Genomic DNA, 26,625 nt, shown 5'->3' with positions numbered 1-26,625 from the left:
TAAATGATCAAGAAACTATCATATGAGATGGACAAACTGAGAGGAGTGAAACACTTTGGAGTGGCTTACATTAACAATTGATGGACGTGAAGTCAGCGTTCCTAAGGGAACGACCGTACTTGATGCCTGTCGCATGAATAATATTCCGATTCCTACCTTGTGTCATGCACCGGAGCTCACCTCTGCTGGTGCCTGCCGTTTGTGTGTCGTTCAAATCGAAGGAATGCGCAATCTGCCACCTTCTTGCGTGACACAGGCAACACAGGGCATGAAAGTAGAGACTCAAAATCCTAAAGTCCGCAATGCACGCAAAGTAATCTTGGAACTGTTAGTAGCCAATCATCCCTTAGACTGCATGACTTGCCAGAAGATGGGGGATTGTTCTTTAGCAGAGTATGCTTATGACTATGGTGTAAACGGTGAAGTTTATCAAGGGGAGAAACGCAATCTTCCGATCGACAGTGGGAACCCTTTCATTTTAAGGGATCAGAATAAATGTATCCTGTGTGGAAAATGTATCAAAGCGTGTTCTGAAATTCAGGGAAAAAGCATTCTCGATTTCTCCCATCGTGGATTTGATACCCAAGTGGGTCCGGCCTTCAATTTGCCCTATAATGAGTCCGACTGTGATTTCTGCGGTTCATGTGTCTCAGTCTGTCCGGTAGGGGCCTTGGTAGAGAAGCAAATGGTCGGTAAAGGACGTCCTTGGGAAGTGTCGAAAGTCCAAACTACATGCCCATTCTGTGGTGTTGGATGTAACTTTGACCTGAATGTTAAAGATGGAAAAGTGATTGGGGTGACCTCCAATCCGGATGCCCCTGTTAATGGCAAAGCTTTATGTGTCAAAGGTCGCTTTGGAATGGACATGATTTACAGTGATAATCGTCTCACAACGCCTCTGATCAGGAAAGATGGAGTACTGGTTCCAGCGGAATGGGATGAGGCCTTAGATTTAATCGCCACGAAGTTAGGCGAGATCAAGAAGACCCACGGTCCTAACTCTATTGCTGCTTTAAGTTCTGCCCATTGCACTAACGAGGAAAATTATCTTATGCAAAAATTCATGCGCGCGGTAATCGGTACGAACAATATCGATCACTGCGCCAGGACTTGACACGCTCCCACTGTGGCCGGTCTGGCCACCTCATTTGGATCCGGAGCGATGACTAACTCTATTAATGAAATTCCAAACACCAAAGTAATGTTTGTAATTGGTTCAAACGCAACTGAGGCTCATCCGGTTATTGGAACGAAAATGAAGCAAGCGTTGGCTAAGGGTGCAAAGCTAATTGTGGCCGATCCTCGGCGCATCGATCTTGCTGACCATTCAGATGTTTGGTTAAGACTTCGTCCGGGTACTGATATTGCTCTGATAAACGGGATTATGAACATTATTCTTGCTAACGGATGGGAAGATCGAGAGTTCATTGAAGAACGAACAGAAGGCTTTGAAAAAGTTCGTGAAGCCGTGCAAAAATATACACCCGAAGTAGTAAGCAAAGTAACGGGAGTTCCCGTGGAGAATCTCATAGAGGCCGCTAAAATTTATGCTACTGCGGAACGAGCTCAAATCTTCTATACTTTAGGAATTACTGAGCACACCTGTGGTACGGATAACGTCATGAGCTTGGCGAACCTGGCCATGTTAACCGGTAATATCGGTAAAGAAAGTTCGGGGGTCAACCCAATGCGTGGCCAAAACAATGTTCAGGGTGCCTGCGACATGGGTGCACTACCTGACGTTTATCCCGGCTACCAAAAGGTCGCAAATCCAGAAGTGCAGGCGAAATTCGAAGCCGCTTGGGGAGTTCCCTTAGACCCTAATCCGGGCTTTATGATTCCTGACATGTTTGAAGCAGCGGTTAGTAAAGATTTACGGGCGTTATATGTCTTAGGAGAAGATCCAGTCATTACAGATGCCGATGCGAACCATGTGCGCAAAGGTCTGCAGGCCCTTGATTTCCTTGTAGTCCAAGAAATCTTCTTGTCCGAAACAGCTAAGTTGGCAGATGTTGTCTTACCTGGAGCTAGTTATGCTGAGAAGACAGGCACATTCTCGAACACTGAGCGGCGAGTGCAAATGGTTAATCAAGCCATTAAACCTATCGGTGATGCTAAGACAGATGGGGAGATCATTTCTGAATTAGCAACTCGTATGGGTTATCCCTTCGAATATCAATCTTCGGAAGAAGTTATGCAAGAGATTGCGAAGCTTACCCCTCAATTTGCTGGGATCACTCATGAGCGCTTAGGAACACAAGGTCTGCAATGGCCGGTGCCGCATGCTGAACATCCAGGGACGAAGTTCTTACATGAGGGGAAATTCACCCGAGGCAAAGGACAGTTCGTGGCGATAGAGAATCAGCTGCCTGCAGAATTACCGGATGAGGAGTATCCACTCTTACTCAGTACCGGACGAAAACTTTCCCATTACAATGTTTTCACACAACACTCTCCATCTCTTGAGACCCATTCTCCGGAAGAGTTGGCTGAGATTAACCCTTCGGATGCCAAACAACTTGGACTCGAAGACGGTGAACAAGTCAAAGTCGCTTCCCGTCGTGGTGAGCTTAAAACTAAAATTATGATTACGGAACGAGTTCCCGTGGGTATGGTCTTTATGACCCTTCATTATTTTGATTCACCGACTAACGTCTTGACCAATGGAGCCTATGATAAAGTCACCAAAACCTACGAGTATAAAGTGTGTGGCGTAAAGATTTCAAAAGTCTAATTAGTAAAAAAGGCCTTCCAACAAGGAAGGCCTTTTTTAACGCTACTTTATCCATTTGTCCATAATTTGGTTCATGAGAGATTGAACACATTTCCCCACACATAGTGCAGCTATCCTTATAATAATAAAGTGAGAACTGCTGTAAGCAGTTCTCACTAGTACTTCTAAATAGGTATAACGATTAGCTTCCCTCCGCTGGTATTTAGTCAGATCAGGTTCAAAGGGATTGAGTTTCCTCATCTCAGCCCCGAAGGGTACCCCTAGCAATACTTGTGAGTAATATCCTTTGGCAGAAATTACTCCTTGATCCATTATATTACGAAAGGATACAAGTGTAAATAAAATAATATACAATTTGTGGAACTTCTCTCTGGGGAGGATGAAGAGATTAATCCGCGTGACATAAAACTTTGAATATGGTACATTGAAGGCAGATTTGTCGGCTTTAAATAAGTTGAGGAGTGAGAGTTTTGTGAATCAAGAAGTAATTATGTATACCCTGCCCCTTTGCCCATACTGTGCACGCGCTAAGCTGTTTCTTTCAGGCAGAGGGATTTTGTTTATAGAAAAGAATATCCTATTACCTAAGCATCTAAAGGAGTTAAGAAATACGACGAAGGCGATCGGAGTTCCCGTAACTATTGTGGGGAAACGGATTCTGACTCGGTTTTCGTCCACTGAATACGAGGAGGTCTTTAGAAATTACTAAGCCACTGCAGGACTTGGGAAAACAACTTCCAAAATTAAACGCCACCGGAATTTTATTAGCGGGTGGAAAAAGCTCACGAATGAAAAAAGAGAAAGCCTTTCTCGAAATGGATGGACAACCTCTGGTGGAACGGAGTTTAGAGGTTTTGCAAACCATATTTTCTGAGGTGATCATCAGCAGCAACAAACCTGAACTTTTTGAACACTATGAAATACCAATAATTAAAGATGAGCTTCTTGATCGAGGCCCTATAGAAGGGCTTTATCAAGGTTTGAAAACAGCCGCCTATGATAATGTTTTCTTTGTTGCCTGTGATATGCCGTTTTTAAAAACGGACCTTATTCGTTTTTTGGCAAAGTGGATTCCGGAGTATGATATCGTCGTTCCAAAAACTCAGTCCGGCCTTCATCCTTTGCATGCCTTTTATCATCGCCGTTGCCTTCCCACAATAAAAAATAATCTTGAGGCAGGTCACCTCAAGATTATCGATCTCTTTCTGGTTTGTTCAGTGAAGTATGTGGAGAAAACGGAATTGGAGAGTTTTTCAGATTTAGAGAACGTCTTCTATAACGTTAATACACCAGAAGATTGGACTGCTATCCGCAAACGATAATCAAAAACTTAGACTGCCCTTAGTGGTCAGAGGATGATTCGTTCGGGACAGGTATAAATGTTTAACCGTTGTTCTCTGGCAAACCCTACTACAGTGATATTTAAAGCAGTCGCTTGGGAAAGGGCCATATCTGTTGGTGCCCCACGGGCGATGAGTATGGGTACTTTCATTTTGGCTACCTTAAGCAGGATTTCCGAAGAGACTCGACCACTGAAAAAAATCACATGGTTTTCGAGATTTAATTTAGTGCGAAAGGCTTCACCGCCGAGCTTATCAAAAACATTGTGCCTGCCAATATCATAACTCGTCAGGATCACATTCCCTTTATAACCAACTCCCCCACTGTGTACCCCACCGGTCTTCTGAAAGAGTGGGAGATAAGATTGTAAAAACTTTGCATAATCATAGGCCTCTTGAAGCAAAATACTATAGGTTGATGTAAGGGGTTTGACCATTAGAGCATCATTAGCAAAACAAAAAGAAGCTCGGCTTTTACCGCAACAAGCGGAAACAAATCGTTTGCTCATGAGTTCTTTTTGTAAGACGCAGGGTTTACCTTCGACCCAAATCATATGATCCGAGGGATCTAGGCGAATTTCGTATACGTCCTCTGGAACTCGAATGAACCCTTCATTGAATAAAAATCCAAGTGTAAGCTCCTCAGTTTGAGAAGGCGAGCATAATAGCGTAGCAATCTCCTCGCGGTTGTAGTGGACGGTTAGAGGAACCTCTCGGACTACTGTGTCTTCCACCCATTCTAGTAGTTTCCCCTTAGCTTTAAGAATGGAATGGGCAATAGTTTGGTTTGGCATTGTTACCTCCTTGGACCTTACCTTTCTTATAGTGTACAATATTTTTAGAAAAACCTGAATCTTTTTTTTATAAAAAGGTAAAGTGTATATGTAATAAAAGGAATTCTTAAACTTATCGCGAATTATATTATAATAAGTTTTATAATAAATAGTACGTGCTCCGAAGCTGGATTGCCTAAAGCAGAAGCTAGGGTGACCAGACTAGTGTCACAAGACACTCGGGTATTACGGGAAACTGTGATATCTCCTGCTGGAAAGGAGTCTGTTGACAGGTGGAATATATTCCCCCGGTTGTTTACAGACCGCGGGTTTTTTTGTGTTTCAAAATTTAATCTAAGAAAGAGGAGTCGCAATGCAAGATCAATTTCTTAGGCGAATTGACTATCTCAGAATTTCAGTCACTGATCGTTGTAATCTACGCTGTAAATATTGTATGCCTGTCGACGGAATAGAGTGGATGCCCCATGACCTTATTCTATCTTTCGAAGAAATACTAAGGTTGATGAAGATAAGTACACAATTAGGTTTTCGGCGCTTTCGCATCACAGGGGGAGAACCCTTAGTTCGCAAAGATATCTTGGATTTTCTGCGTGAAGCGGCCCAACTTCCGGGGGTTGAAGATCTTATGCTGACAACTAATGGAATGTTACTTCAGGAAATGGCCTTTGATTTAAAAGCTGCGGGAGTTCAGCGCGTTAATATCAGCTTGGATACTATGGATCGAACCCGTTTCTTCGAGAATACTCGGGGAGGGGATGTCTCGAAAGTGATTCAAGGGATCTTGCGTTCGCTTGAGGCTGGATTAAATCCGGTTAAAATTAATGTCGTAGTTGTGCGCGGGTTTAATACGGAGGAGTTGCCCAGCTTTTTAAAGCTGGCTAGGCAATATCCGCTCCATGTTCGATTTATTGAGCTCATGCCAATTGGCGTTAGCTCAGAGCATCGCAATGAATTTGTCTCAATTAAGGAAATGAAAGAAGTTTTAGGGTTGAATGAAGATGACCTTCCAACCAAGGATATTCCCGGTGGAGGCCCGGCACAGTATTTTCGGCCAAGCGGTTATAAGGGAAGTATCGGCTTCATTAGTGCCCTGAGTCGTCATTTTTGTAATACTTGTAATCGTGTGCGCTTAACAGCGGACGGCAAGCTAAAACCGTGTTTGCATAGCAAACATGAAGTTGATTTGCGTGAGGTCCTGCGGTCAGGCAGTTCAGACCAGGACATTCTGAATGTATTTGCTCAGGCAGTTTGGCATAAACCCGCTGAGCATCATATGAATAGTGAAGCGTGGCAAGATACACGCGTAATGTCTCAGATCGGAGGGTAAGCAATGGATTTAACACATTTTGATGAAGAAGGACGCGCTCGAATGGTAGATGTCAGTGACAAGACTGAAACGGCGCGAGTTGCCGTTGCCCAGGGGAAAGTAATGATGATGCCAGAAACCTTGGAAAGAATTCGCTCAGGTCTTGTTGCCAAAGGAGATGTTTTGGCAGTTGCCCAAGTCGCAGGAATCATGGCGGCAAAGCAGACTTCACAGTTGATCCCTATGTGCCATCCCTTGGCAATAACCGGAGCCAAACTAAGCTTTAAATTGATAGAGCCCGGTGAGATAGACATCGAAGCTATCGTGAAAGTCCAGGGGAAAACTGGTGTGGAAATGGAAGCGCTGACAGCGGTTAGTGTCGCTGCCTTGACCATCTACGATATGTGCAAAGCAATTGATAAGACTATGGCTATTCGGGATATTTATCTAGTTGAAAAGTTGGGTGGAAAAAGTGGACATTTCGTACGTTAAATAATCTGGTATGAAAGAGAGGGCTTTATAATGGGGAAAATTATAGCGGTTTGTACAAGTGAACGGAAAGGAATGCGCAAAAAGAATGTGGGTGAAGGAGTCTTAAAAGTCAACTTTGGTCTTGAAGGAGATGCTCATGGCGGAGATTGGCATCGTATGGTCAGCTTGCTTGCGATGGAAAGTATTAAGACCATGCAGGATAAAGGGTTGAAGGTAGGCCCAGGGGATTTTGCAGAGAATTTAACAACAGAAGGAATAGAATTGTTTACTTTGCCGATCGGAACAAAACTGAAAATCGGAAAAACCAGTATAGGGGAAGTTACCCAGATTGGTAAGGAGTGCCATACGAAATGCGCAATTTTCTATCAGGCTGGGGATTGTGTCATGCCAAAAGAAGGGATCTTTGTTCGATTACTGGAAGGCGGAGCAGTTCGAGTTGGAGACAGCATTGAGGTGATTAGCCAATGCTTCGTGTAGGAGTAATTACAGCTAGTGATAAAGGATCACGTGGAGAAAGAGAGGATCTGTCGGGACCTGCCTTGGCCAAACTTGTTCAAGAGATTGGCGGAGAGGTTGTGGAGTACGTGGTGCTTCCAGACGACCAAGCGACACTAGAAAAAACGATGTGCCTTTGGACAGATAAGCTCAGTTTGGATCTGATCTTGACTACGGGAGGGACCGGGTTTTCAATGCGGGATGTGACCCCAGAAGCGACGTTAGCTGTAGCAGATCGTATGGTTCCGGGTATAGCTGAGGTGATGCGGATGGAGAGCCTTAAAGTAACTCCAAAGGCTATGTTAAGCAGAGCAATTGCAGTCCTTAGAAAGCGGACACTGATTATTAATATGCCGGGCAGTCCTAAAGCGGTACGCGAGTGTTTCGCTGCAATCGCCCCTGCAATTCCTCATGGAATTCAAATTCTTAAAGGGGAAGCCAATGAATGTGCATCAACGGTTTAACAACTTTAATCAGTCGATAATTTGGGATTGATTTACAATATGACTATAATAATTGAAAAGTTGATTTAGTTGTAGCTCAAAAGGGATTGGCGATGTGCCAATCCCTTTTGAGTTATGGTACTAATTGCTATACTTTTGCAACTTTTGTCGTTGATTCTATCCTTTCTCGGTTTTCAGTTTCAGCAATCAAGGATAAAGTCCATCCCTGCTATATTGCTGAAATTTAGAGTTTGATTAAATAGGAAATACCCCTGTATTCCGAAATAATTCTCTGCAATACTGCCTATAGAGCCTTTAACGTAGCTTGTCACGTCTGTACATCTATTACGTAGAATATAGAAGATTAGGGGGCTGTGAGGTGATCAATTTGAAAGCCATAGCATTTGTCGATTACGAGAATATTTGGACCAGTTTATTAGACAGAGGGTATGAATTATCTCCGGAACAGTTAGTGCAGTTTCTGAAACTATATGCAGAGCGTAATAATATCTGTTTATTGGCGGTCTATCTCTATGCTAACTTTGACCGCGAGGAATTTTGGAGAACCCAGACAACCTTTGAGAAAACAAATGTTTTTACACGTCATGTCTATGGAAAGAATAACTATTCAAGCACAGAACTTCGGCGAAATGCGGCAGACCTAGAACTAATGCTCGAAGCTCAAGAAATATTGCTGACAAGAGCATCAACTTTTGATATGTATTTATTGCTAACAGGTGATGGAGACTTTCTTTCATTATTAAGAAAAGTACGAGCATGGGGGAAAGACGTTAAGGTGATTGGGATAGCTGGAAGTGTTCATCATGCTTTGCAACCTTTTTGTGAGGAAGATGATCTTTTGCAGTGGATTCTTCAGGAAAAACATGAAGCGGAGTATCATCCAGAGCAGGATTTGGAGCAAGGAATTCAGGTCCTTGGAACACTCCAGATACGCCTGCCCTATGTCGCATCCACTAAGGCTAGAGCGGCGTTGACAGAACTTCTGGGACGTTCGGTTTCACAAGTTAAAGAGTTTATACGGTATACTTTGAAGGAAGATATTTTGACAGAGAAAGAGCATCCCGATCCAAACTTAAAGATTGGTAAGACAAAAATATATCTTCTTAATCTAAAAAATCCTAAGGTTCTGAAGGCATTAGGGAGTCTTTATGAGGAAGTGTCCCAGCGGCAATTGAAATTAACTTTAGAATAAAATTATGCATAGAAGGGTCTAAATCTGGCAATTATAGTGTTTAGACGATAGGAAGATGCGCTGGGGGGGAGGGGTTAAGGAAATTTAAAATATCTAGAGCGTGTAACAAGAAGCAATTGGATGATTTTCAAAGTAAATAACGTTTAAACCCCAATTTTTGGTGATATAGGGGGGTTGCTTTCCCGCAGCCCCTTGCATATTATTATAGATATATTGTTAGCACTCAATAGAGTCGAGTGCTAACAAATATTTAATAAAAAAACATAGGAGGGACTTTTCTTCATGAACATTAAACCTCTCGCAGATCGGGTAATCATTAAAGCACTCCCGATGGAAGAAAAAACAAAGAGCGGTATTATTATGCCAGATACTGCTAAGGAAAAACCACAAGAAGGCGAAGTGGTCGCTGTAGGACCTGGTAAAATGGAAAAAGGTCAACGCATTGCTTTAGATGTTAAGGCAGGTGATCGTGTAATTTATTCCAAATATGCAGGAACCGAAGTTAAGTATGATGGTGAGGAATACTTAATTCTGAAAGAAACCGATATTTTAGCCATTATTGGCTAGTTCAATAAGAATTATTTTTAAGGAGTGAATATACGTTGGCTAAACAAATTATTTTCAACCAAGACGCACGTCACGCTTTAGAACGCGGTGTCAATGCTCTCGCTGAAGCGGTTCGCGTTACCCTGGGACCTAAGGGTCGTAATGTAGTTCTCGACAAGAAATTTGGATCTCCTCTAATCACGAACGACGGAGTCACCATCGCTCGTGATATCGAATTAGAAGATCCATTTGAAAATATGGGAGCTCAACTGGTTAAAGAAGTTGCTACCAAAACTAACGATGTAGCTGGAGACGGTACTACAACCGCTACTGTTTTAGCACAAGCAATTATTCGCGAAGGGCTTAAGAATGTCGCAGCGGGTGCCAATCCTATGGGTATCAAACGTGGAATTGAGCAAGCTGTAGAAGTTGTAGTTGCAGACATTAAAGCAAATGCCAAACTTGTTGAAACTAGTGAAGCTATTGCTCAAGTCGCATCAATTTCTGCTAGCGATAAGAACATCGGTGATCTGATTGCTCAAGCCATGGAAAAAGTCGGAAAAGACGGCGTCATCACGGTTGAGGAAGCCAAAGGTATGACCACCGAACTTGAAGTGGTTGAAGGAATGCAATTTGACCGCGGCTATATTTCCGCTTATATGATCACGGATACAGAAAAAATGGAAGCCGTACTTAATGATCCTTATATCCTAATTACCGACAAGAAGATTAGTGCGATTCAGGACGTTTTGCCGGTATTAGAGAAAGTTGTACAAGCAGGTCGTCAACTGATGATTATTGCTGAAGACATCGACGGAGAAGCTCTTGCTACTCTCGTAGTCAATAAACTTCGCGGAACCTTTGTCTGCGTCGGAGTTAAAGCTCCTGGCTTCGGTGATCGTCGCAAAGCTATGCTCGAAGATATTGCGGTACTTACAGGTGGAACAGTAATTACCGAAGATCTAGGACTTAAACTGGAAAACACCACAGTTGAAATGCTTGGACGTGCTCGCCAAGTTCGTGTAACAAAAGAGGAAACTACTCTGGTTGAAGGGTCTGGTAACTCTGAAGACATTAAAAAGCGGGTGGAAGCCCTCAAACGTCAGATTGATGAAACTACTTCTGACTTTGATCGTGAAAAACTCCAAGAGCGTTTAGCGAAATTAGCAGGCGGGGTTGCAGTTATCCAAGTAGGTGCAGCAACCGAAACAGAGATGAAGGAGAAGAAACTTCGCATTGAAGATGCTTTAGCTGCTACTCGTGCTGCAGTTGAAGAGGGAATCGTCTCTGGTGGAGGCACAACTCTGATTGATGCTATCCAAGCTTTGGATTCACTTAAATTAACGGGTGACGAGGCTACAGGTGTAAATATTATTCGCCGTGCTCTCGAAGAGCCACTTCGTCAAATCGCCAACAATGCTGGGCATGAAGGATCCGTTGTCGTTGGCAAAGTTCGTGAATCCGGCAAACGAGGAATCGGCTTCAATGCAGTAACTGAAATCTATGAAGATATGATTGCTGCTGGTATTGTTGATCCAGCTAAAGTTACGCGTTCGGCGCTGCAAAATGCAGGCTCTATCGCTGCAATGCTTCTGACCACGGAATGCTTAGTTTCTGACCAGCCTTCAAAAGATGGCGGAGCAGGCGCTATGGCTGGAATGGGCGGCATGGGCGGCATGGGCGGCATGGGCGGAATGATGTAAGGTTGTCCTGAAACCGTTGGTATCAGGTGATTTGACATTGTAATGACCATGAATGTTCACATTAAAAGGTTGAAAAAATAATACCCGGTTGGAGTACTGTTAAGAGGTTTTTCATGAGTTCACACTGAACTTGTGGAAAGCCTCTTTTTTTTGTGGCTTATTGGGTTTTTATAATGAGCCTTACGCATTATTTCTTCCTGAGATTATTTTCACTTAATATATTCATGTACCTGGATATGGAAGGGGAATAATGGAACTCTAAGGCAATCTTGCTCAGTACATTGACCTGAAATTTCTTCGAGGGCATTTATATACACCAAATTGGGATCTGGAAGGTATATTTCGATGGAATAGGTCAAGCTATATATACATATAAGTAGGGTAAGAACTCCGCCAGGGGGGCATGAAATGAAGAAAAGAGGATTATGGTTACTCATCGGAATCAGCATCGTGCTGATGGGGGTATTTCTAGGTCGCTATTTTTGGCAGCCGGATCCCATTAATTTAGTCACGCACGGCTTAGAACGACTGAATGCAGCGACCTCTTTTCGCTACAGTTTAAACCAGCATCAATGGGTTGAGGGAAAAGATCGCGTACTCACTCAGATTCAAGGAGAAAAGGATGGTGGAAACACTCGAATCTTGGGTCAGCTGGTTGGGAGCGAAGTAGAGATGATCAAAATCGGAGATTCTACGTACAGCAAAGACCCTTTTAGTAAGAAGTGGATTCGGTTTGCCAACGCTCCAGCAGCCCAGGAAGTCTTTCTGGCGGAGCTCAATCCCTTATCTTCGCTTCAAATAAAAGAACTAGGAGAGGTGATGCTTAGCGGTCAGGAGAAAGTTAATGGTGAAAAAGTATGGGTATGTCAATTAAAACCTAGTGTACAGAATCAAATGATGGAGGTGTTTTGGACGGATTTCCAGTATACGCTTTATATTCGAAAGTCAGATAAGACACTTGTTAAAGCGTCTATTGAAGCGAAAAATAAAGCTAAGTCCGACCCCATGACGATGACACTCGAGTTTAAAGATATTGGTAAGAAAATAGATATTCAGGAACCCGACATCTAAATGGAAAAGTTCTATGGTTGAAGAGCAAGCGGTTTACCCAGTTTGGGCATACTGCTTGCGTATTTTTTTGTAGTCCATAAAATAGAATAGGGAGGACCTTCTCGACGTCCGTGGGTGAGGGGACACTTGGACATCGCCTCCAGCGTGGCATCGGCCACTTTTCTAAAATAAATTGCCATTAAGTCATAAAGTGTTTGCACAATGGACAAGCCTCTGGTATAGTTTTGGCATGAGTTTTGTAGAAATGCAGTTTTATAGTATAGTGGAGGTGCCCTGAATGGAAGAATATATTGCAAAGGTCCTAATATCACGAGAAGAATTGAGTAAACGCGTAGCTGAACTGGGCGCAGAAATTACTAGAGATTATGAAGGAAAGAATCTTTTAGTCCTCGGGATTTTAAAGGGAGCCGTACCTTTTATGTCAGACTTAATTCGAGAGATCAAATTGCCGCTAGCTTATGATTTTATGGCATTATCGAGCTATGGAGCATCCACTCAATCGTCTGGGGTAGTGAGAATTCTCAAGGATTTAGAGCGCAGTGTCGATGATGTCCATATTTTGATTACTGAAGATATTGTTGATACGGGATTGACATTGAAGTATTTAAAAACAAATCTGAAAGCCCGGAATCCTCTAAGTGTAAAAGTAGTAACGCTTCTCGATAAAGCCGCACGTCGACAGGCAGATGTCTTTCCGGATTATAATGGATTTTCGATTCCGGATGAATTTGTTGTAGGGTATGGTTTGGATTTTAATGAGGAATACCGCAATTTGCCTTATGTTGGTGTTTTGAAACAGGAAGCCTACAAATTTATTTAATTAATATGGAATGGTGATGAATGAAGTGACAAAGGAAGTCGTTTTGGTTTTGGATTTTGGGGGACAGTACAATCAACTTATTGCTCGCCGTGTACGTGAGGCGCATGTGTATTCTGAAATGATTTCCTATAAAACATCGATTGAGGAAATTAAAGCTCGTCATCCAAAGGGGATTATCCTCTCTGGCGGTCCGGCAAGTGTCAATCAACCGAACGCTCCTAAAGTAGATCCCGAAATCTATGCTTTGGGGATTCCCATACTTGGGATTTGCTATGGAATGCAGTTAATGACCGTACAGTTAGGTGGAAGCGTCGTCCATCCTGTAGCCAGCGAGTATGGAAAAGCGATGCTTACTATTGATAAGGCGACTGATTTGTGGCAAGGATTAGGTGGAGAACGTCCATGTTGGATGAGCCACGGTGATTCTGTTCAAACATTGCCTGAGGGCTTTGTAGTTGCTGCCCATACCAGTCATACTTCAGTGGCAGCCATGATGAACGAAAAACGTCACTTCTATGGCGTCCAGTTTCATCCTGAAGTTAGGCACACCCCAGATGGGCAAGTGATGCTAGAGAAGTTTCTCTTCGACATTTGTGAATGTGTTGGAGACTGGACGATGGAGTCCTTCATTGAGTTACAAGTTGCTGAGATACGGGCTAAGGTTGGAGGTGGACGTGTTCTCTGTGCTCTGAGCGGTGGAGTAGACTCTTCAGTTGCTGCAGCCTTAGTACATCGTGCAGTCGGGGATCAATTGACCTGTGTTTTTGTCGATCATGGCTTTATGCGTAAAAATGAGGCAGAACAGGTTAAAAAGGTTTTTACAGAGCAGTTTCAACTTAACTTGGTTTTTGTAGATGCCAGAGAGCGTTTTATGGAAAAGCTTGAAGGGGTTTCCGATCCTGAAACTAAACGCAAAGCTATTGGCAATGAGTTTATACGTGTTTTTGAAGTAGAGGCGTCAAAGTTAGGCCAAGTAGATTTCTTGGTTCAGGGAACGCTTTATCCGGATATTGTGGAAAGCGGGACAGAAACAGCAGAAATTATTAAGAGTCATCATAATGTCGGCGGTTTGCCGGAAGATATGCAATTTGAACTTATTGAGCCTTTGCGTATGCTCTTCAAAGACGAAGTACGCGAATTAGGAACTGAACTGGGCATGAGTGAGGAGATTGTCTGGCGTCAACCTTTCCCTGGGCCAGGTCTGGCAATTCGCATTCTTGGAGAACTGACCTGTGAGAGGTTAGATATCTTACGGGAGGCGGATGCAGTCATTTTAGAGGAAATTCGCCGTTCTGGAATGTATCGTGAACTGTGGCAAAGTTTCGCTGTACTCCCATCTATCAAAAGCGTCGGTGTTATGGGAGATGGTCGAACCTATGAATATCCTATTATCCTGAGGGCAGTCACTAGCGAAGATGCGATGACGGCCGATTGGGCTAGGCTTCCTTATGATCTGCTTCATAGCATATCCTCAAGGATTGTGAACGAGGTGCAGGGTGTCAATCGTGTCGTCTATGATATTACGTCGAAACCCCCTGGAACGATTGAGTGGGAGTAGGCTAAAAGAGGTATTGCTACAGGGGTCTGTGGTTTAGAGGTGGTTGATTATCTGGTGGGCGTTTATGAATCTACTCCTTTTGGGGGTAATCATAGACGCCTGTTTGTTGTCTTTTTTCGCTCATTGTGATTTCTCTAAAAAGAGGGGGGACGGGAACGCCATAGTGGATACAGGTCTGTTAGCCAGCATTCAGCGTGAAATTCCTCTACTTTGCATTTCGACAGCCAATAAAGTTTAAATAATATCATAGCACATTATAAACTTGGAATTCTTGAGGGAAAAATACCATATTACGACAAATGACTACCTTTTAATGGGAAATATATTCTTGCCATTTCATCAGAAAAGCAATAAAATCTTCTTGAGAGATCACATTTCAGGAGGAATCCATGTGGAAAAGAAACTTTTGAAAAGAATTGAGGTATTACGGAAGAGACTCAATAGATTCGCGCTTACTCGAAATCTTGTTGATAGCGAAGTGGTTGAAGTTAGTCAGCAATTAGACAATTTACTTAATCAATACCAAAAGGTTAGCACATACAAACAGTTAAGCTTTTGGTAAAAGAGGAATATATTATAGAGACACCACAAGAAGGGCTTCTTGCAGGTGTCTCTATCTTTTTTAAACTGTTTTACCACTAATATTGTTACGGCGTATAGCTTTTATAATTTCATTGATCACTAAAGGCATAACAGTCAGCAGGAGAACAAATGCCCAGTCCCTTATAGTCAAAGGATAGACTTTAAATACTGAAGCTAATGCAGGCACTGTAATGACAATTACTTGGAGCAAAATACCGAACAATATTGAATAGACTAAGTTTTTATTGGTAAAGAGTCCAAGCTGGAAAATAGATTTATCAGGATGCCGTATATTCAAAGAATGAAATAGTTGAGAGATACTCAAGACTACGAAGGCCATTGTCTGAGCATGCATTAAGGAATCAGGATATAGATTGTTTCCTATTACAAAAGCGGTTAAAGTTAAAATCCCAATTAAAGCACCATTTAAAATCAGCCTTAGACCAGCGCCTTCGGCAAAAAGTGTGGCTTTTGGATCACGAGGTTTTTTATCCATCACTGTAGGATCTCCAGAATCGACGCCTAAGGAAAGAGCAGGTAGAGTGTCAGTGACTAGATTGACCCATAAAATATGGATGGGTCTAAGAGGGGAAGCCCAGCCTAACAGAATCGCCAGGAAGAGAGCTACTACTTCTCCTAAATTGCAAGATAGTAAAAAGATGATTGATTTCTTTATATTGTTAAAGATATTCCGGCCTTCCTTAATGGCAGAGACAATAGTTGAGAAGTTGTCATCAGTTAGAACAATATCCGCAGCGCCTTTGGCAACATCGGTTCCGGTAATTCCCATGGCCACTCCAATATCCGCAGCTTTCAACGAGGGGGCATCGTTTACTCCGTCTCCAGTCATAGAAACGATATTTCCCCTGGACCTAATCACTTTTACAATGTAACTTTATGCTCTGGAGATACTAGAGCGAAAACAGATAACCCCTCGATTTTATCAGTTAACTGCTCTTGGGTTAGTATATCTAGTTCCAAACCTGAGATAACTTCTTCGATATTATTAGAAATACCTGTTCATTGGCTATGGCGAAGGCCGTATTTTTATGATCGCCTGTAATCATGACAGTTTTATGCCAGCTTTTTTACAAAGCGCTATAGAGTCTTTGACTTCTAATCTGGGAGGATCAATCATTCCGACAAGGCCAATAAATGTTAGGTTCTCTTCTATTTTGCTGCTTTCATTTGAGGGATCAGCGGCAAGTGACTTATAAGCAGCGCCTAAGACTCTCAAAGCATCATCAGACATTTTGTTTGAGGCTTCAATTGTTTTAAGTTCTTCGTTTAAAGTTACTGTGTCTCCATTTATGTAAGCGTAAGTTGAGATTTTCAGTAAACTGTCTAAGGCACCTTTGGTGAAGACTATGAATTGATTGTTAGAGTTATGAACTGTCGTCATTAACTTACGGTCCGAGTCAAACGGTCTGAACTCTGGGATAGGTTTTCTGCAACAAGTCTTTAGAGAGGTCAAATCTGTTGCCGGCTTCTAAGAGAGCAATCTCCGTAGGATCTCCTGTTTTGGTGGTTTCTGAGTAAGTAGAATCATTGCACAGGACTAGATTTTCCAGAAGAAGTCTATGAGCCTCTTTATTTAAATCAATTGAAGTTATTTCTCCTTGTTCCCGATAAACCCCGAAATGAGAGCGGCACCAATTAAAATGTAGATCATGATATTGTTCAATTGAGATAGGAAAATTCTAAATAAGGTTTTTGGTTTTTTAGATGTTAACTCGTTTAAACCGTTCTTTTCACGTCGCTGGATCACTTCATTTTCTGACAAACCGGTGGTTAGATTTACTTTGAATTCCTCTAGCACGGCTTCGGTACTTTTATTGAACCACATATTATCACCTCGTGATTAAGTATTCACAGAATGTAAAAAAAAAGACCTGGATTTTATATTATTCATTAACTTTCACTATATTCGAAAAGGAGCTCGTCTCTCTTTAAAAGTTGATGTATCGAGCCAATCTTTGGCAGGATTCTTGTTTAAAGCGACCATAATGGGTGCAATATACTTTGAAATGCAGTTAGAAAAAAAGAATCGAAACTTGTATGTGCGTTTATCTCGTGGAGGGATTATAATAAACAAGTGGTAGAGGAGGTGTAAGATGAACTATATAGTATTTGATCTGGAATTTAATATGTTTTTTAAATTCAAAGAAGGGGATTATGCGAATCCCGCTTTGAAAAGTGAAATCATCCAGATCGGAGCGGTCAAACTAAACGAAAATCTAGAGACTATTAGTGAGTTTAATTCAATCATTAGGCCTGTTATTTATAAGAGAATCAATCCATATGTTAAGAAAAAAACAAATATCAGTTCAGGTATGGTTGTTAAAGGGAAATCTTTTGGTGAAGCAATTAAAAGATTTAGTTCTTGGCTTGGAAAGGATTCAGTTTTATGCTCTTGGGGACAGGATGATATTTTGGGGCTGAGGGACAATTGTCTGTTTTTTGGTTTTGATTCATTGTCATTTGACAAATACATAAATATTCAACAAATCTATATGAAATATGGAGGTCTTTCAAAGCAACCAAGTCTGGAAAGTGCTGTAGAAGGCCTAGAAATTGAAAAAACATCTCCTTTTCATGATGCATTAAGTGATGCATTTTATACTGCGGAGATTTTCAAAGGAGTATTTGATTTATCTTGCAATCCAATCATTAATTGGGAAAAAGTACAGAGAGAAAACGAGGAAAAGATTAGGGAACTGAAATCCTTATTAGATAAAGTAAGTATATTTTGTCCACAATGTGACGGAGTTCTGCAAAAAACTAGAGAAGTGACTAAAGCCAAAAAATATTTTGCTCATGGTTACTGTGATAAGTGTAACCTCCCTATAAGACATATTTCAAGAATCACTCATAACGGTGATGGGGAGTATAGTATTCTTTCTAAAAATTCAATTTATAAAACGGAAGAAGCATCAGAGTAGGGCTATCTTTATAGTGATAAAATTTCTCGGAATACTTTCAAGGTTACAATAAGAGAGAACAACAGGGAACTAAAAAGCCTTGTAAAATATCCATTTATTGTTTATAATGTATTTAGAAAATTCAAAAACTACAGGTGCCTCATTTTGAGGAGAATAGGGAAGTCGGTGTAAGTCCGGCGCGGTCCCGCCACTGTAAACGGGAAGCAAGAAGCATATTACCACGGGTTAGTTTCCGGAAGGTGCTTTGAAGTGTTGATCCGTAAGCCAGGAGACCTGCCTTGTAGTTAAGCCAAGCCTACCTTGTCGAAGAACCAAGAGTAGTGTGGATGAGATTATGGAAAAGTCTCTAGTCACTTTGTGATTAGAGACTTTTTTTATTTTCACTACAGATTGTTCTTTTCAAGGAATGAGTCAAACATGGAAAGGAGAGATTGTAAGTTTTGACGTTAATGGAAATGGCCCAAAAAGGTCAAGAAAGCCTTTTGTTTACCTTAGTAGCCCACAACGAACAAATGAATGTCCAACTGCTTATGGAACGGGTTGCTGTCGGACGAATTGTTATTCCCTATAACAGTCATCACAAGCCCCAAAAGCCTCAAGGGTTTGGGCTGGGCCTAAGTACCAAGGTTAGTGCCAGTATTGGCTTGGCCGCAGACGAGGATAGTCTAACGGATGAACTATTTAAAGTGGATGAGGCCATCAGGGCAGGAACCAATGCCATCATGGATTTGAGTACAGCGGGAAATATGGACGAAGCAAGGCGGACAATTATAAAAAGAGTACCGTTACCTTTAGGTACACTACCTGTGTATCAGGCTTTTGCTGAGGCTGTATGTACTAAGGGTTCAGCTTTAGCACTTGAGCCAGAAGACTTTTTTAAGGTTATGGAACGCCAAGCTGCTGATGGAGTTGATTTTATGGCCTTACACAGCGCCTTGCACTCTGGTTTATTTAAAACGGCCAAGGCAGATCAGCGAGTTTTGAATCTGGTTAGTCGAGGTGGGTCCTTGTTGATGGGCTGGATGCTCTATCATGGTAAGGACAACTTTTTGTATACCATGTTCGACCGCATCCTTGAAATCGCCCAAAAGTACGAAGTTACTTTAAGTTTAGCTGATGCAATGAGACCGGGTGCCGGAGCTGATTCATTATGTCGTTCTCAAGCTGAAGAGCTTGTCGTTCTGGGCGAGCTGGTAAAGCGCAGCAGACAAGCGGGGGTTCAAATCATGATTAAGGGACCTGGTCACACTCCACCTAATCAAATTGCGACAACTGTTAAATTGGAAAAACAGGTATGTCAAGGTGCTCCGTATTTTGTCTTCGGACCGGTATCGACGGATGTAGCCCCAGGATATGACGAAATTACGGCTGCTATCGGAGGAGCGATGGCTGGTGCTGATGGAGCGGATATTCTCTGCTATGTTACACCTGCCGAACATATAGGTTATCCCGATGCGCAGGATGTCTATCGGGGAGTAGTGGCTGCACGTATTGCTGCTCATGTGGCTGATCTGGCAAAAGGGTACCCAGGAGCAGTAAATTGGGACCTTAAAATGAGTCAAGCACGTCGGGAGCAGAATATAGAAGCCCAGAAAGCGTTAGCCTTAGATCGAGAAAGGCTTACGGGGTTCCAATCGGGCGAAAAATCTTTCTGCAAAAAATGTAAAAACGCTTGTGCCATGGCTGTAGCAGGTGAGTTCTTTCAAGAACTGCCGTGGGAGTGCTGACAGAAGTCAGTTTTCAGAGGCCGGAGGTAAGATGTAAATTTATTTCAATAGAAAATGATGTTTCTGTCATGGCTAAATTAAAAGTTTAATTAAGAAATGGAGAGATTAATATGACACAATTAATTAAAGCGAGACAAGGAATTATTACGCCTGAGGTAGAGAGATTAGCAAAGGTAGAAGGGCTTAGGGCAGAAGAGTTATGTGAGAAGGTTGCTCAAGGTCGGGCAGTGATCTTGAAGAACAAACAACGTAAGAACTCGGTCGCAATCGCCATAGGGGAAGGACTCCGTACTAAAGTAAATGCTAATATCGGGACGTCACCAGACTGTGTCGATTTTTCCGATGAGCTGCATAAAATAAAGGTTGCCGTCGCGGCTGGAGCGGATTCCATTATGGAACTAAGTATTGGCGGAGATGTGGATGCTTTCCACCGTCAGGTGCTGGACACTTTTACATTACCTGTCGGCTCTGTCCCCACCTACCAAACAGGCATGGAGAGTATCGTAAAAAATGGAAGCGTTGTCAGTATGACGGCTGAGGATATGTTCGAAATGATTGAACGTCAGGCAGAACGTGGGATTGATTTTATGGCAATTCATGCTGCTTTAAACATGTCTATCGTTGAAAGGTTAAAAAATCAAGGGCGAATCACAGATATTGTTAGTCGCGGCGGAGCCTTCTTAACGGGTTGGATGTTCCACCATGAGCAAGAGAATCCACTCTACACACAATTTGATCGCGTGCTAGAGATTTGTAAAAAATATGATGTGACTCTAAGTGTTGGAGATGCAATCCGACCTGGTTGTATTGAAGATTCTCTGGATCGGGCCCAGGTCCAAGGGTTGATTGTGGCTGGTGAATTGGTACAACGGGCTCTGGCGGCCGGAGTTCAAGTCATGGTAGAAGGTCCAGGCCATGTACCTGTGGATCAGATCCCCGCAACGATCTTGCTCCAAAAGCAACTTTGCCATCATGTTCCTTACTATATACTTGGCAATTTGGTCACGGATATTGCACCGGGCTATGACCATATCACAGGAGCCATCGGAGCTACAGCGGCTGCTATGGCAGGGGCAAACTTCATTTGCTATGTTACACCAGCTGAACATCTGCGCTTACCAACCGCTGAAGACGTACATGCAGGAGTAATTGCTACACGCATTGCCACTCATGCTGCAGATATCGTTAATGGTGTTAAGGGTGCGCGGGAATGGGACTTAGCCATGGCTCATGCTCGTAAAGCCTTAGATTGGAACAAACAAATTGAATTATCAATCGATCCACCAACAGCTCGACGGATTCGAGGAGAGCGTAATGAGGAGGGAGCTGAAGCTTGTTCGATGTGTGGTGGTTTCTGTGCTATGAAATTAGTTGGGGAACACTTAGGGAAAACGGGAGGAACTTGCTAGCAGTATAAGCAAACATCATTAATTTTTAAAAATGCGTAGCAAGGTCAAGATGCTACCGAGATATTTAGGCCGAGCTGGTGCTTTTCTGCTACCTAAAGATAAGCAATTTTATGGAAGAAGACATGGATACAAGGGGGTAAGGCAAATGAGCTAAATTGGGGCCATTATGGGAAGCGATTCAGATTATAAAGTCATGGAAGAGGCCTTGAGCTCAGATGTTAAAAGAAATTGAGGAGAAGGACGAAGCATTGCAGAAGCAGTTAAGTTAAAAAACTTGAAGACGGAGCACAACTCGGAGGGGGCAAACATGTTCGAATTAGGAGAAGACAAACCAAAAGAGGAATGCGGGGTTTTTGGGATTCATGCCCACACTCAGGAAGTTGCCCCTCCGGATAGTACAATTGATCAGCTGAGTGTATCGGAAAGCCGACGTCGCATGGGGGGTGAACTGGCTCGCGAATATCCACTGGACGTAGATCTTGTGATAGCGGTCCCAGACTCCGGGACCGCTTCTGCCCTAGGGTATGCTACAACAATGGGGATTCCCTTCGGAGATGGAATTATAAAAAATCGTTATATTCATCAAGCTTCATCCGACCAACTCAAGAAATGAGAGAAGTGGACGTGCTTAGCTTGTTTTGACGGAGTGTATCTAATTCCGATTTGAGCTTTATCGAAGCCAAAGGAATTTTCATACTTTGTATTTATGAACTCAATCGAAATCCCGAGGGGAGGTAATAAAGATGGGACTAGCACCTTTTCTTCGAAATAATCCCCATGAAGTAGGCTCTCAATATCTGGAAGACATGGCAACCGGGTACTGGTTTTCTGAGGTGTTATTTACGGCCGTTGAACTAGACGTCTTTACTTTTCTGGAGCCTAGAGGTATGACAACTGACGAAATTACTGGAGAACTGGATATGCCTCCTAGTGGTTTGGGGCGTTTTCTTCAAGCCCTTTGTGCTATAGGGCTCGTAGTTTATGATGCAGGTCGTTATTATAATACCAAACTTGCAAGCGACTATCTTGTCCTAGGTAAATCCGAATATCAAGGAGATTCGATCCTTTGGCGAAAAGGCCTTAGGCTTGGGTGGCAGGACCTTACCGAGTGCCTTAAGGCCGGCGGCAGAGTGAATTTTCCAGTCGAAGAAGAGGGTCCAGAGGAGTTTGCTCAGCGGATTGGCAAGTATATAAATGCTATGGACAATATAGCTAGAACAAAGGTAGCAGAGATTCTGCCCTTCTTCCAGGGGATTGAACTCAAGGGGGAAATACTTGATATTGGGACAGGCTCTGGGGCGATTGCTGTCGGTTTTCTAGAAAGCTTTCCTTCTCTATCGGCAACATTAGTGGATATTCAGGAAGTCCTTAACTATACTCAGGAGTTGATGGATAAGAAAGGGTTGGGGAAACGGGTTTCCTATATTCCTGCTAATATTTTAGAACCTTGGTTCATAGCTAAGGAAGGGTTTGACTTGGTCGTTCTTTCAAATATCATCCACGCTTATTCAGAGGAAGAGATCCCTCTGATCTTGGATCGAGCTGCAAATTGTCTTAAGTCGGACGGGTTCCTGGTTATTCATGATTTCTTTCCTGAGCACTGCTCTGCCAAGTCGGCTTTGCTCGATCTAAATATGTTTATCAATACCTACAATGGCAGGATCTTTTCTGGAAAATGGGTAAAAGAAGAATTAGCCATGTCAAAACTGTACACAACTGAGCTCATCCCCTTAGCGACGGACACTGCTCTGATCTTCGCGGCTAAGGATAAAAAGAAACTATCGAGTCTCTCCTTGGATGAGAAAACCCGTTTGATTGCCAGGATTAAGGCAATGGGATTTGGAGAGGTCCTTCCTATCGATAAAGATAATATCCGGGTTGTTGACTGGACAGATTTACGTTGCCAGTACGGCTGTGGTCGGTACGGAGATGGTCATTGCCCGCCTAATAGTCCCTCTCCTCAAAAAACGAGAGAGGTACTGAAAGACTTTTCCTATGCTCTACTTCTGGAAGGGGAACCTCCAGGAAAAGTGTTTCAGAGCCGAGTTTTGCAAGCTGAAAGAGAAGCCTTTTTAGCGGGATTTCATAAAGCGTTTGCTTATTGGGCCGGTCCATGCGTTCTTTGTACTACCTGCGCTGTGGCGGATAACAATGGGACGTGTCGCAATACACGGGATGCTAGGCCTTCTATGGAGGGCGCGGGTATCGATGTTTACGAGACCGTCAGACGGGCGGGTCTTAATCTTCGGATTTTGCGCGACAAGGGTGAGTTTGTCAGATATTTTGCCATGTTGCTATTGGAGTGATTTAATGTGCGTGTTTTGATGATTCAAACCCCTTCAGTAGAAGAAATTTCTCAGGAAAGAGTCTATCCCATCGGGATTGTCCTGCTAGCCGGCCGCCTTCAAGGGTATGGTCATGAGGTAAGTATCTTGGACATGAACTTGGAAAGAGACCCATACGGAGTGCTGAAGGAGAAGCTCTTGACATTCCAACCTGAGGCTATCGGTTTATCCCTGCGTAATATTGATCCGCTGGGCAATAAGACGAGCTCACTAATTTCGCCCTTTATTGTCACGGTTCGCTTGATTGATGCTGTTCTGCCCCAAGCTTGGTTGATTGTGGGCGGTACCGGCTTTTCCCTTTTTCCAGAACGGCTAATGCTTGAGGTGCCAGAATTAGATTACGGAATTGTAGGAGAAGCAGAGGTAACTTTTCCTGCTCTGCTTCGTTCTATAGACAATCCATCGCCAATGTCTGGACTCTGTCGGCGAGAGGGCCTGAAGATGCGCGTTTCACCGCCTGCAACTAATTTTGACATGGCGGATTATGTTCCAGCGAATCGACAGCTACTACGCCCTGAGCTTTATAAAGGGATCAACAACTACGTTCCCACCATTGGTATTGAGGCCAAACGGGGATGTGCACTTAACTGTGCTTATTGTGTCTACCCACAACTGCAAGGAAAGCGATTGCGGTGCCGTCCGGCGGCGGCAGTCGTAGATGAAATGGAAATCTTGCACAAGGACTCTGGTATTGAGAGTTTCCATTTTACCGATCCTGTACTCAACGTTCCTCGCGGTCACCTAGAGGGAATCTGTGAGGAGATACTCCATAGAAAGCTCAAAATACGGTGGGATGGTTTCATGCGGGAAGACCAGCTTAATGAAAAGAATGTCGCTTTGTTTGAACGGGCTGGGTGTGAATGTTTTTCCTTCTCCCCTGATGGATTGTGTCAAGAATCATTGGATGTCTTAGGCAAAAGCCTTAGTGAGGCACAAATTTTAAAAGTAGCCAATCTCGTTGCGCAAACGGAGGTCGTCAGTGTCTATCATTTTATGGTCAATGTGCCTGGGGAGACGGAAAAGACCTGCGAAAAAAGTATCCAGTTTGTCGAACGGCTTTATGAAATACACAGTAAGAAAAGGAATTTGGGAACCATCATTTTGAATAATATTCGCATTCTACCAGGCACAGCGATCGAAAGGATAGCTAGAGCGCAAGGGGTTATTAACTCAGAAACGGATTTGCTCTATCCCACCTATTACAACCCCAAACCGTTTGATACCTTCAGATATAAGCTGGAAACACTTCAGCAGTGCAGAAACGTATTCATGTGGCAGGAAGTTAGGAGGGAGGCAAAATGAAAATACTCTTATTAGAGCACCCACGAATCGTCTGCCCTGAACGATGTAATGACATCGCCAATACTCCCCTTTCCTCTTGTCTGCATTCTGGTTATATTGCAGGTATGCTCACAAGTAAAGGGCACGAGGTTGAAATTATTGAAGGTTTCCTGGATGGGCTAGACTACCAAGAAATAGAGTGCAGAGTAAAAGCGATGCAACCGGACATGCTGGGAGTTCATATGGTCTATCATTGGCAGACGGACACGGCCTTGTACGATTTTCTGCACAAGGTTAAAGTTGAACAACTCTCCTCATATATCACGGCTTACGGGTACTATCCGACCACTGACTTTGAAAACATCTTAAAGCAGTGTCAGGATCTTGATTCAGTGATCCTTGGAGAACCGGAACTGACCTTTGCCAAGGCCGCAAAAGTTATAGTTAGTCAAGCTAGTCTTGAAAACTTTCGCGGTCTTGCTCAGAGGGACGATTTGGGGAGGATTGTTTTCCGGCGGCGCGAACTGGTGGGTGATCTGAACGCCCTCCCTTTTCCCGCGAGGACCGAAGCCCTGTTCCGCTTGCCTGAAGTAAACTTGCAGGGGAGTAGGGGGTGCTATGGGGGGTGCACTTTCTGCTACATTAACCCTTTTTATGGACAGGGCTCTCAGTGGCGTGGACGAACTCCAGAAAATATCATCGCGGAAATCGATGACTTAATTGCTAAACATAAAATAAAGAAGTTCTATTTTACTGATCCGAATTTTTTTGGTCCAGGTGAAAGAGGCCAGCAACGGGCCTTGCGCTTGGCCGCTCTTCTTAAATCCAGAAACATTCGCTTTGGCATCGAGGCTCGGGTTAATGATATTCATGAAGAATCCATAAGTGCGTTGGTAGAAGCAGGCTTGGGTCATATTCTCATAGGACTGGAGAGCGGCAGTGACAGTTCGTTAAAACGGATTAATAAGATGACGACGGTTGCTCAGAACGAGAGGGCTATCAGAATCCTTCGCCACTACGGGATCGAACCCAATATTGGGTTCATTATGTTTGAGCCGGACTCATCTTTAGTAGATATCCGGGTTAATCTTGAGTTTTTAAAACGAAATGACCTATTGCATAATCTGGCGATTACTGCTAACATGCTCTACCACCACCTGATTGTTTTAAAAGGGACGAAGGCTCACCGAGATCTGCAGGAGGCTGGGCGTCTGGAAGTCCGAGCATCAACGTATGAAAGCGTTGTGACTCTAACTGATCCTAAAGTAGCGGTCTTAGCCATGATCATGAGGAGAATTACCAACTTTCTTTTCGAATGTATGGCAGGGATATGGGGAGGCAAGGTTCGGGAACCAGAGGATGCCCAGAAACGATATACAACGATCAATGGTTTGTTGGTCAAGATATTTGAGAGTACTTTAGAGACGTTGGAGTCTGGAGGACAGCTTACGGAAGAGCGGGTCGAGACTTTGGTTAAGACAACCGAAAAAGAGATAAATGGGATTTTAGGATAAAAATATAAACCCGTAAATAAATCAATGATTTGAAAAACAACTAAGATAAGGGGCCGTGGCGAAACTTAGTTTCGATACGGCCCCCTGTTGCATTTTCAATTGGTTTGATTACTTACACTGTGGTTAGTATGCCAGCGATGGTAGTATTTTAACTAGGCTCATTTTTTACTGATGAAAATTTTCTGAAACGGTAAAGATAGTAGGAATAAAACATGATCTTGATCTATCGGACACTAGTCGAACGTTTTCTTAAGAATTTAAATTAATGTTCGATTTTCTATTGACCTTATTGATACCTTCTTGTAAAATA

General features: G+C 43.0%; 22 protein-coding genes, 2 pseudogenes and 3 riboswitches. Of the genes and pseudogenes, 21 read left to right on the top strand and 3 right to left on the bottom strand.

From position 1 onward, the window contains the following. Positions 1 to 55: 55 nt before the first annotated feature. From fdhF to mobA, 3 genes are all read left to right on the top strand, one after another. Positions 56 to 2,734, top strand: a complete 2,679-nt coding sequence (gene fdhF, locus LJE72_RS15655; RefSeq protein ID WP_229248699.1) for a formate dehydrogenase subunit alpha — start codon at positions 56 to 58, stop codon at positions 2,732 to 2,734. Between the two features lie 170 nt (positions 2,735 to 2,904). After that, positions 2,905 to 3,006: riboswitch (TPP riboswitch) on the bottom strand. 200 nt (positions 3,007 to 3,206) lie between these two features. Continuing rightward, entirely contained in the window at positions 3,207 to 3,443 is a 237-nt protein-coding gene (locus LJE72_RS15650; protein WP_229248697.1) for a glutaredoxin family protein, read from the top strand. A gap of 13 nt (positions 3,444 to 3,456) precedes the next feature. Next, positions 3,457 to 4,056, top strand: a complete 600-nt coding sequence (mobA, locus tag LJE72_RS15645; RefSeq protein WP_282437914.1) for a molybdenum cofactor guanylyltransferase — start codon at positions 3,457 to 3,459, stop codon at positions 4,054 to 4,056. 26 nt (positions 4,057 to 4,082) lie between these two features. Here the strand turns inward: mobA and fdhD are convergent, their stop codons facing one another. Then, on the bottom strand, positions 4,083 to 4,868 hold the full coding sequence (gene fdhD, locus LJE72_RS15640) for a formate dehydrogenase accessory sulfurtransferase FdhD (protein ID WP_229248693.1): 786 nt from the start codon (positions 4,866 to 4,868) through the stop codon (positions 4,083 to 4,085). Between the two features lie 146 nt (positions 4,869 to 5,014). Next, positions 5,015 to 5,145, top strand: a riboswitch (molybdenum cofactor riboswitch). A 75-nt stretch (positions 5,146 to 5,220) separates the two neighbouring features. On the opposite strand from fdhD, the gene moaA reads away from it, so the two are divergent. The 11 genes from moaA to LJE72_RS15585 all read left to right on the top strand — a co-directional run bounded on the left by moaA (position 5,221) and on the right by LJE72_RS15585 (position 15,077). Beyond that, positions 5,221 to 6,195: a GTP 3',8-cyclase MoaA gene (gene moaA / locus LJE72_RS15635; RefSeq protein ID WP_229248691.1), complete on the top strand. Its 975-nt coding sequence runs from the start codon at positions 5,221 to 5,223 to the stop codon at positions 6,193 to 6,195. Positions 6,196 to 6,198: 3 nt separating this feature from the next. Continuing rightward, positions 6,199 to 6,666 carry a cyclic pyranopterin monophosphate synthase MoaC gene (gene moaC / locus LJE72_RS15630; protein WP_229248689.1) on the top strand — a complete coding sequence of 156 codons (468 nt, stop codon included), beginning with the start codon at positions 6,199 to 6,201 and terminating at the stop codon, positions 6,664 to 6,666. 30 nt (positions 6,667 to 6,696) lie between these two features. After that, on the top strand, positions 6,697 to 7,143 hold the full coding sequence (locus tag LJE72_RS15625; RefSeq protein WP_229248687.1) for an MOSC domain-containing protein: 447 nt from the start codon (positions 6,697 to 6,699) through the stop codon (positions 7,141 to 7,143). Continuing rightward, complete coding sequence (gene mog / locus LJE72_RS15620; RefSeq protein WP_229248685.1) at positions 7,131 to 7,625, top strand: molybdopterin adenylyltransferase; 495 nt, start codon at positions 7,131 to 7,133, stop codon at positions 7,623 to 7,625. The genes LJE72_RS15625 and mog overlap by 13 nt, the downstream gene beginning before the upstream one ends. A gap of 367 nt (positions 7,626 to 7,992) precedes the next feature. Next, a complete protein-coding gene (locus tag LJE72_RS15615; RefSeq protein ID WP_229248757.1) occupies positions 7,993 to 8,817 on the top strand; it encodes an NYN domain-containing protein in 825 nt (274 codons plus the stop codon). Positions 8,818 to 9,099: 282 nt separating this feature from the next. After that, positions 9,100 to 9,384 (top strand): co-chaperone GroES, encoded by a 285-nt coding sequence (groES, locus tag LJE72_RS15610; protein ID WP_073029818.1) that lies wholly within the window; start codon positions 9,100 to 9,102, stop codon positions 9,382 to 9,384. A 35-nt stretch (positions 9,385 to 9,419) separates the two neighbouring features. Continuing rightward, entirely contained in the window at positions 9,420 to 11,066 is a 1,647-nt protein-coding gene (groL, locus tag LJE72_RS15605) for a chaperonin GroEL (protein ID WP_073029819.1), read from the top strand. Positions 11,067 to 11,474: 408 nt separating this feature from the next. Further along, the gene (locus LJE72_RS15600; RefSeq protein ID WP_229248683.1) at positions 11,475 to 12,137 is read left to right on the top strand and encodes a hypothetical protein; all 663 of its coding nucleotides are present in this window, start codon (positions 11,475 to 11,477) and stop codon (positions 12,135 to 12,137) included. A gap of 277 nt (positions 12,138 to 12,414) precedes the next feature. Beyond that, positions 12,415 to 12,957, top strand: coding sequence for a hypoxanthine phosphoribosyltransferase (gene hpt, locus LJE72_RS15595; RefSeq protein ID WP_229248681.1), 543 nt, complete (start codon positions 12,415 to 12,417; stop codon positions 12,955 to 12,957). Positions 12,958 to 12,982: 25 nt separating this feature from the next. Next, the gene (guaA, locus tag LJE72_RS15590) at positions 12,983 to 14,515 is read left to right on the top strand and encodes a glutamine-hydrolyzing GMP synthase (protein WP_229248680.1); all 1,533 of its coding nucleotides are present in this window, start codon (positions 12,983 to 12,985) and stop codon (positions 14,513 to 14,515) included. Between the two features lie 391 nt (positions 14,516 to 14,906). Then, complete coding sequence (locus LJE72_RS15585; protein ID WP_229248679.1) at positions 14,907 to 15,077, top strand: aspartyl-phosphate phosphatase Spo0E family protein; 171 nt, start codon at positions 14,907 to 14,909, stop codon at positions 15,075 to 15,077. Between the two features lie 60 nt (positions 15,078 to 15,137). Here the strand turns inward: LJE72_RS15585 and LJE72_RS15580 are convergent. Both LJE72_RS15580 and LJE72_RS15575 read right to left on the bottom strand, forming a co-directional pair. Further along, positions 15,138 to 16,719: pseudogene (locus LJE72_RS15580) on the bottom strand (cation-translocating P-type ATPase); the annotation flags it as partial. Continuing rightward, positions 16,707 to 16,943 (bottom strand): cation-transporting P-type ATPase, encoded by a 237-nt coding sequence (locus LJE72_RS15575; RefSeq protein ID WP_229248678.1) that lies wholly within the window; start codon positions 16,941 to 16,943, stop codon positions 16,707 to 16,709. The pseudogene LJE72_RS15580 and the gene LJE72_RS15575, both read right to left, overlap by 13 nt. 268 nt (positions 16,944 to 17,211) lie before the next feature. Between LJE72_RS15575 and LJE72_RS15570 the strand changes: the two genes are divergently transcribed. The 7 genes and pseudogenes from LJE72_RS15570 to LJE72_RS15540 all read left to right on the top strand — a co-directional run bounded on the left by LJE72_RS15570 (position 17,212) and on the right by LJE72_RS15540 (position 26,315). After that, positions 17,212 to 18,039, top strand: a complete 828-nt coding sequence (locus LJE72_RS15570) for a 3'-5' exonuclease (protein ID WP_229248677.1) — start codon at positions 17,212 to 17,214, stop codon at positions 18,037 to 18,039. Between the two features lie 116 nt (positions 18,040 to 18,155). Beyond that, positions 18,156 to 18,334: riboswitch (cobalamin riboswitch) on the top strand. A gap of 145 nt (positions 18,335 to 18,479) precedes the next feature. Further along, the gene (thiC, locus tag LJE72_RS15565) at positions 18,480 to 19,766 is read left to right on the top strand and encodes a phosphomethylpyrimidine synthase ThiC (RefSeq protein ID WP_396391216.1); all 1,287 of its coding nucleotides are present in this window, start codon (positions 18,480 to 18,482) and stop codon (positions 19,764 to 19,766) included. A 110-nt stretch (positions 19,767 to 19,876) separates the two neighbouring features. After that, positions 19,877 to 21,175 carry a B12 lower ligand biosynthesis ThiC-like protein BzaB gene (gene bzaB / locus LJE72_RS15560; protein ID WP_229248676.1) on the top strand — a complete coding sequence of 433 codons (1,299 nt, stop codon included), beginning with the start codon at positions 19,877 to 19,879 and terminating at the stop codon, positions 21,173 to 21,175. Positions 21,176 to 21,557: 382 nt separating this feature from the next. Beyond that, positions 21,558 to 21,802 (top strand): annotated as a pseudogene (locus tag LJE72_RS15555) (amidophosphoribosyltransferase); the annotation flags it as partial. A 116-nt stretch (positions 21,803 to 21,918) separates the two neighbouring features. After that, a complete protein-coding gene (locus LJE72_RS15550) occupies positions 21,919 to 23,481 on the top strand; it encodes a DUF2284 domain-containing protein (RefSeq protein WP_229248675.1) in 1,563 nt (520 codons plus the stop codon). Between the two features lie 6 nt (positions 23,482 to 23,487). Beyond that, positions 23,488 to 24,822, top strand: a complete 1,335-nt coding sequence (gene bzaD / locus LJE72_RS15545; RefSeq protein WP_229248674.1) for a B12 lower ligand biosynthesis radical SAM protein BzaD — start codon at positions 23,488 to 23,490, stop codon at positions 24,820 to 24,822. Beyond that, positions 24,819 to 26,315, top strand: a complete 1,497-nt coding sequence (locus LJE72_RS15540) for a B12-binding domain-containing radical SAM protein (protein WP_229248673.1) — start codon at positions 24,819 to 24,821, stop codon at positions 26,313 to 26,315. The genes bzaD and LJE72_RS15540 overlap by 4 nt, the downstream gene beginning before the upstream one ends. Positions 26,316 to 26,625: the final 310 nt, after the last annotated feature.

Origin of the sequence: Desulfosporosinus shakirovi (genome assembly GCF_020595055.1) — a bacterium.
GTDB lineage: Bacteria > Bacillota > Desulfitobacteriia > Desulfitobacteriales > Desulfitobacteriaceae > Desulfosporosinus > Desulfosporosinus shakirovi.
The sequence above is the reverse complement of the archived record's forward strand: the minus strand, read 5'-3'. Positions and strand labels throughout refer to the sequence as shown.

Bases quoted from the DNA above. Each gene is read 5' to 3' on its own strand.
- moaA (WP_229248691.1), top strand. From the start codon at position 5,221: ATGCAAGATCAATTTCTTAGGCGAATTGACTATCTCAGAATTTCAGTC.
- moaC (WP_229248689.1), top strand. From the start codon at position 6,199: ATGGATTTAACACATTTTGATGAAGAAGGACGCGCTCGAATGGTAGAT.
- fdhD (WP_229248693.1), bottom strand. From the start codon at position 4,868: ATGCCAAACCAAACTATTGCCCATTCCATTCTTAAAGCTAAGGGGAAA.
- hpt (WP_229248681.1), top strand. From the start codon at position 12,415: ATGGAAGAATATATTGCAAAGGTCCTAATATCACGAGAAGAATTGAGT.
- groES (WP_073029818.1), top strand. From the start codon at position 9,100: ATGAACATTAAACCTCTCGCAGATCGGGTAATCATTAAAGCACTCCCG.
- mog (WP_229248685.1), top strand. From the start codon at position 7,131: ATGCTTCGTGTAGGAGTAATTACAGCTAGTGATAAAGGATCACGTGGA.
- LJE72_RS15540 (WP_229248673.1), top strand. From the start codon at position 24,819: ATGAAAATACTCTTATTAGAGCACCCACGAATCGTCTGCCCTGAACGA.
- bzaB (WP_229248676.1), top strand. From the start codon at position 19,877: ATGACACAATTAATTAAAGCGAGACAAGGAATTATTACGCCTGAGGTA.
- LJE72_RS15550 (WP_229248675.1), top strand. From the start codon at position 21,919: ATGGGACTAGCACCTTTTCTTCGAAATAATCCCCATGAAGTAGGCTCT.
- LJE72_RS15625 (WP_229248687.1), top strand. From the start codon at position 6,697: ATGGGGAAAATTATAGCGGTTTGTACAAGTGAACGGAAAGGAATGCGC.
- LJE72_RS15570 (WP_229248677.1), top strand. From the start codon at position 17,212: ATGAACTATATAGTATTTGATCTGGAATTTAATATGTTTTTTAAATTC.
- LJE72_RS15575 (WP_229248678.1), bottom strand. From the start codon at position 16,943: ATGTGGTTCAATAAAAGTACCGAAGCCGTGCTAGAGGAATTCAAAGTA.
- LJE72_RS15600 (WP_229248683.1), top strand. From the start codon at position 11,475: ATGAAGAAAAGAGGATTATGGTTACTCATCGGAATCAGCATCGTGCTG.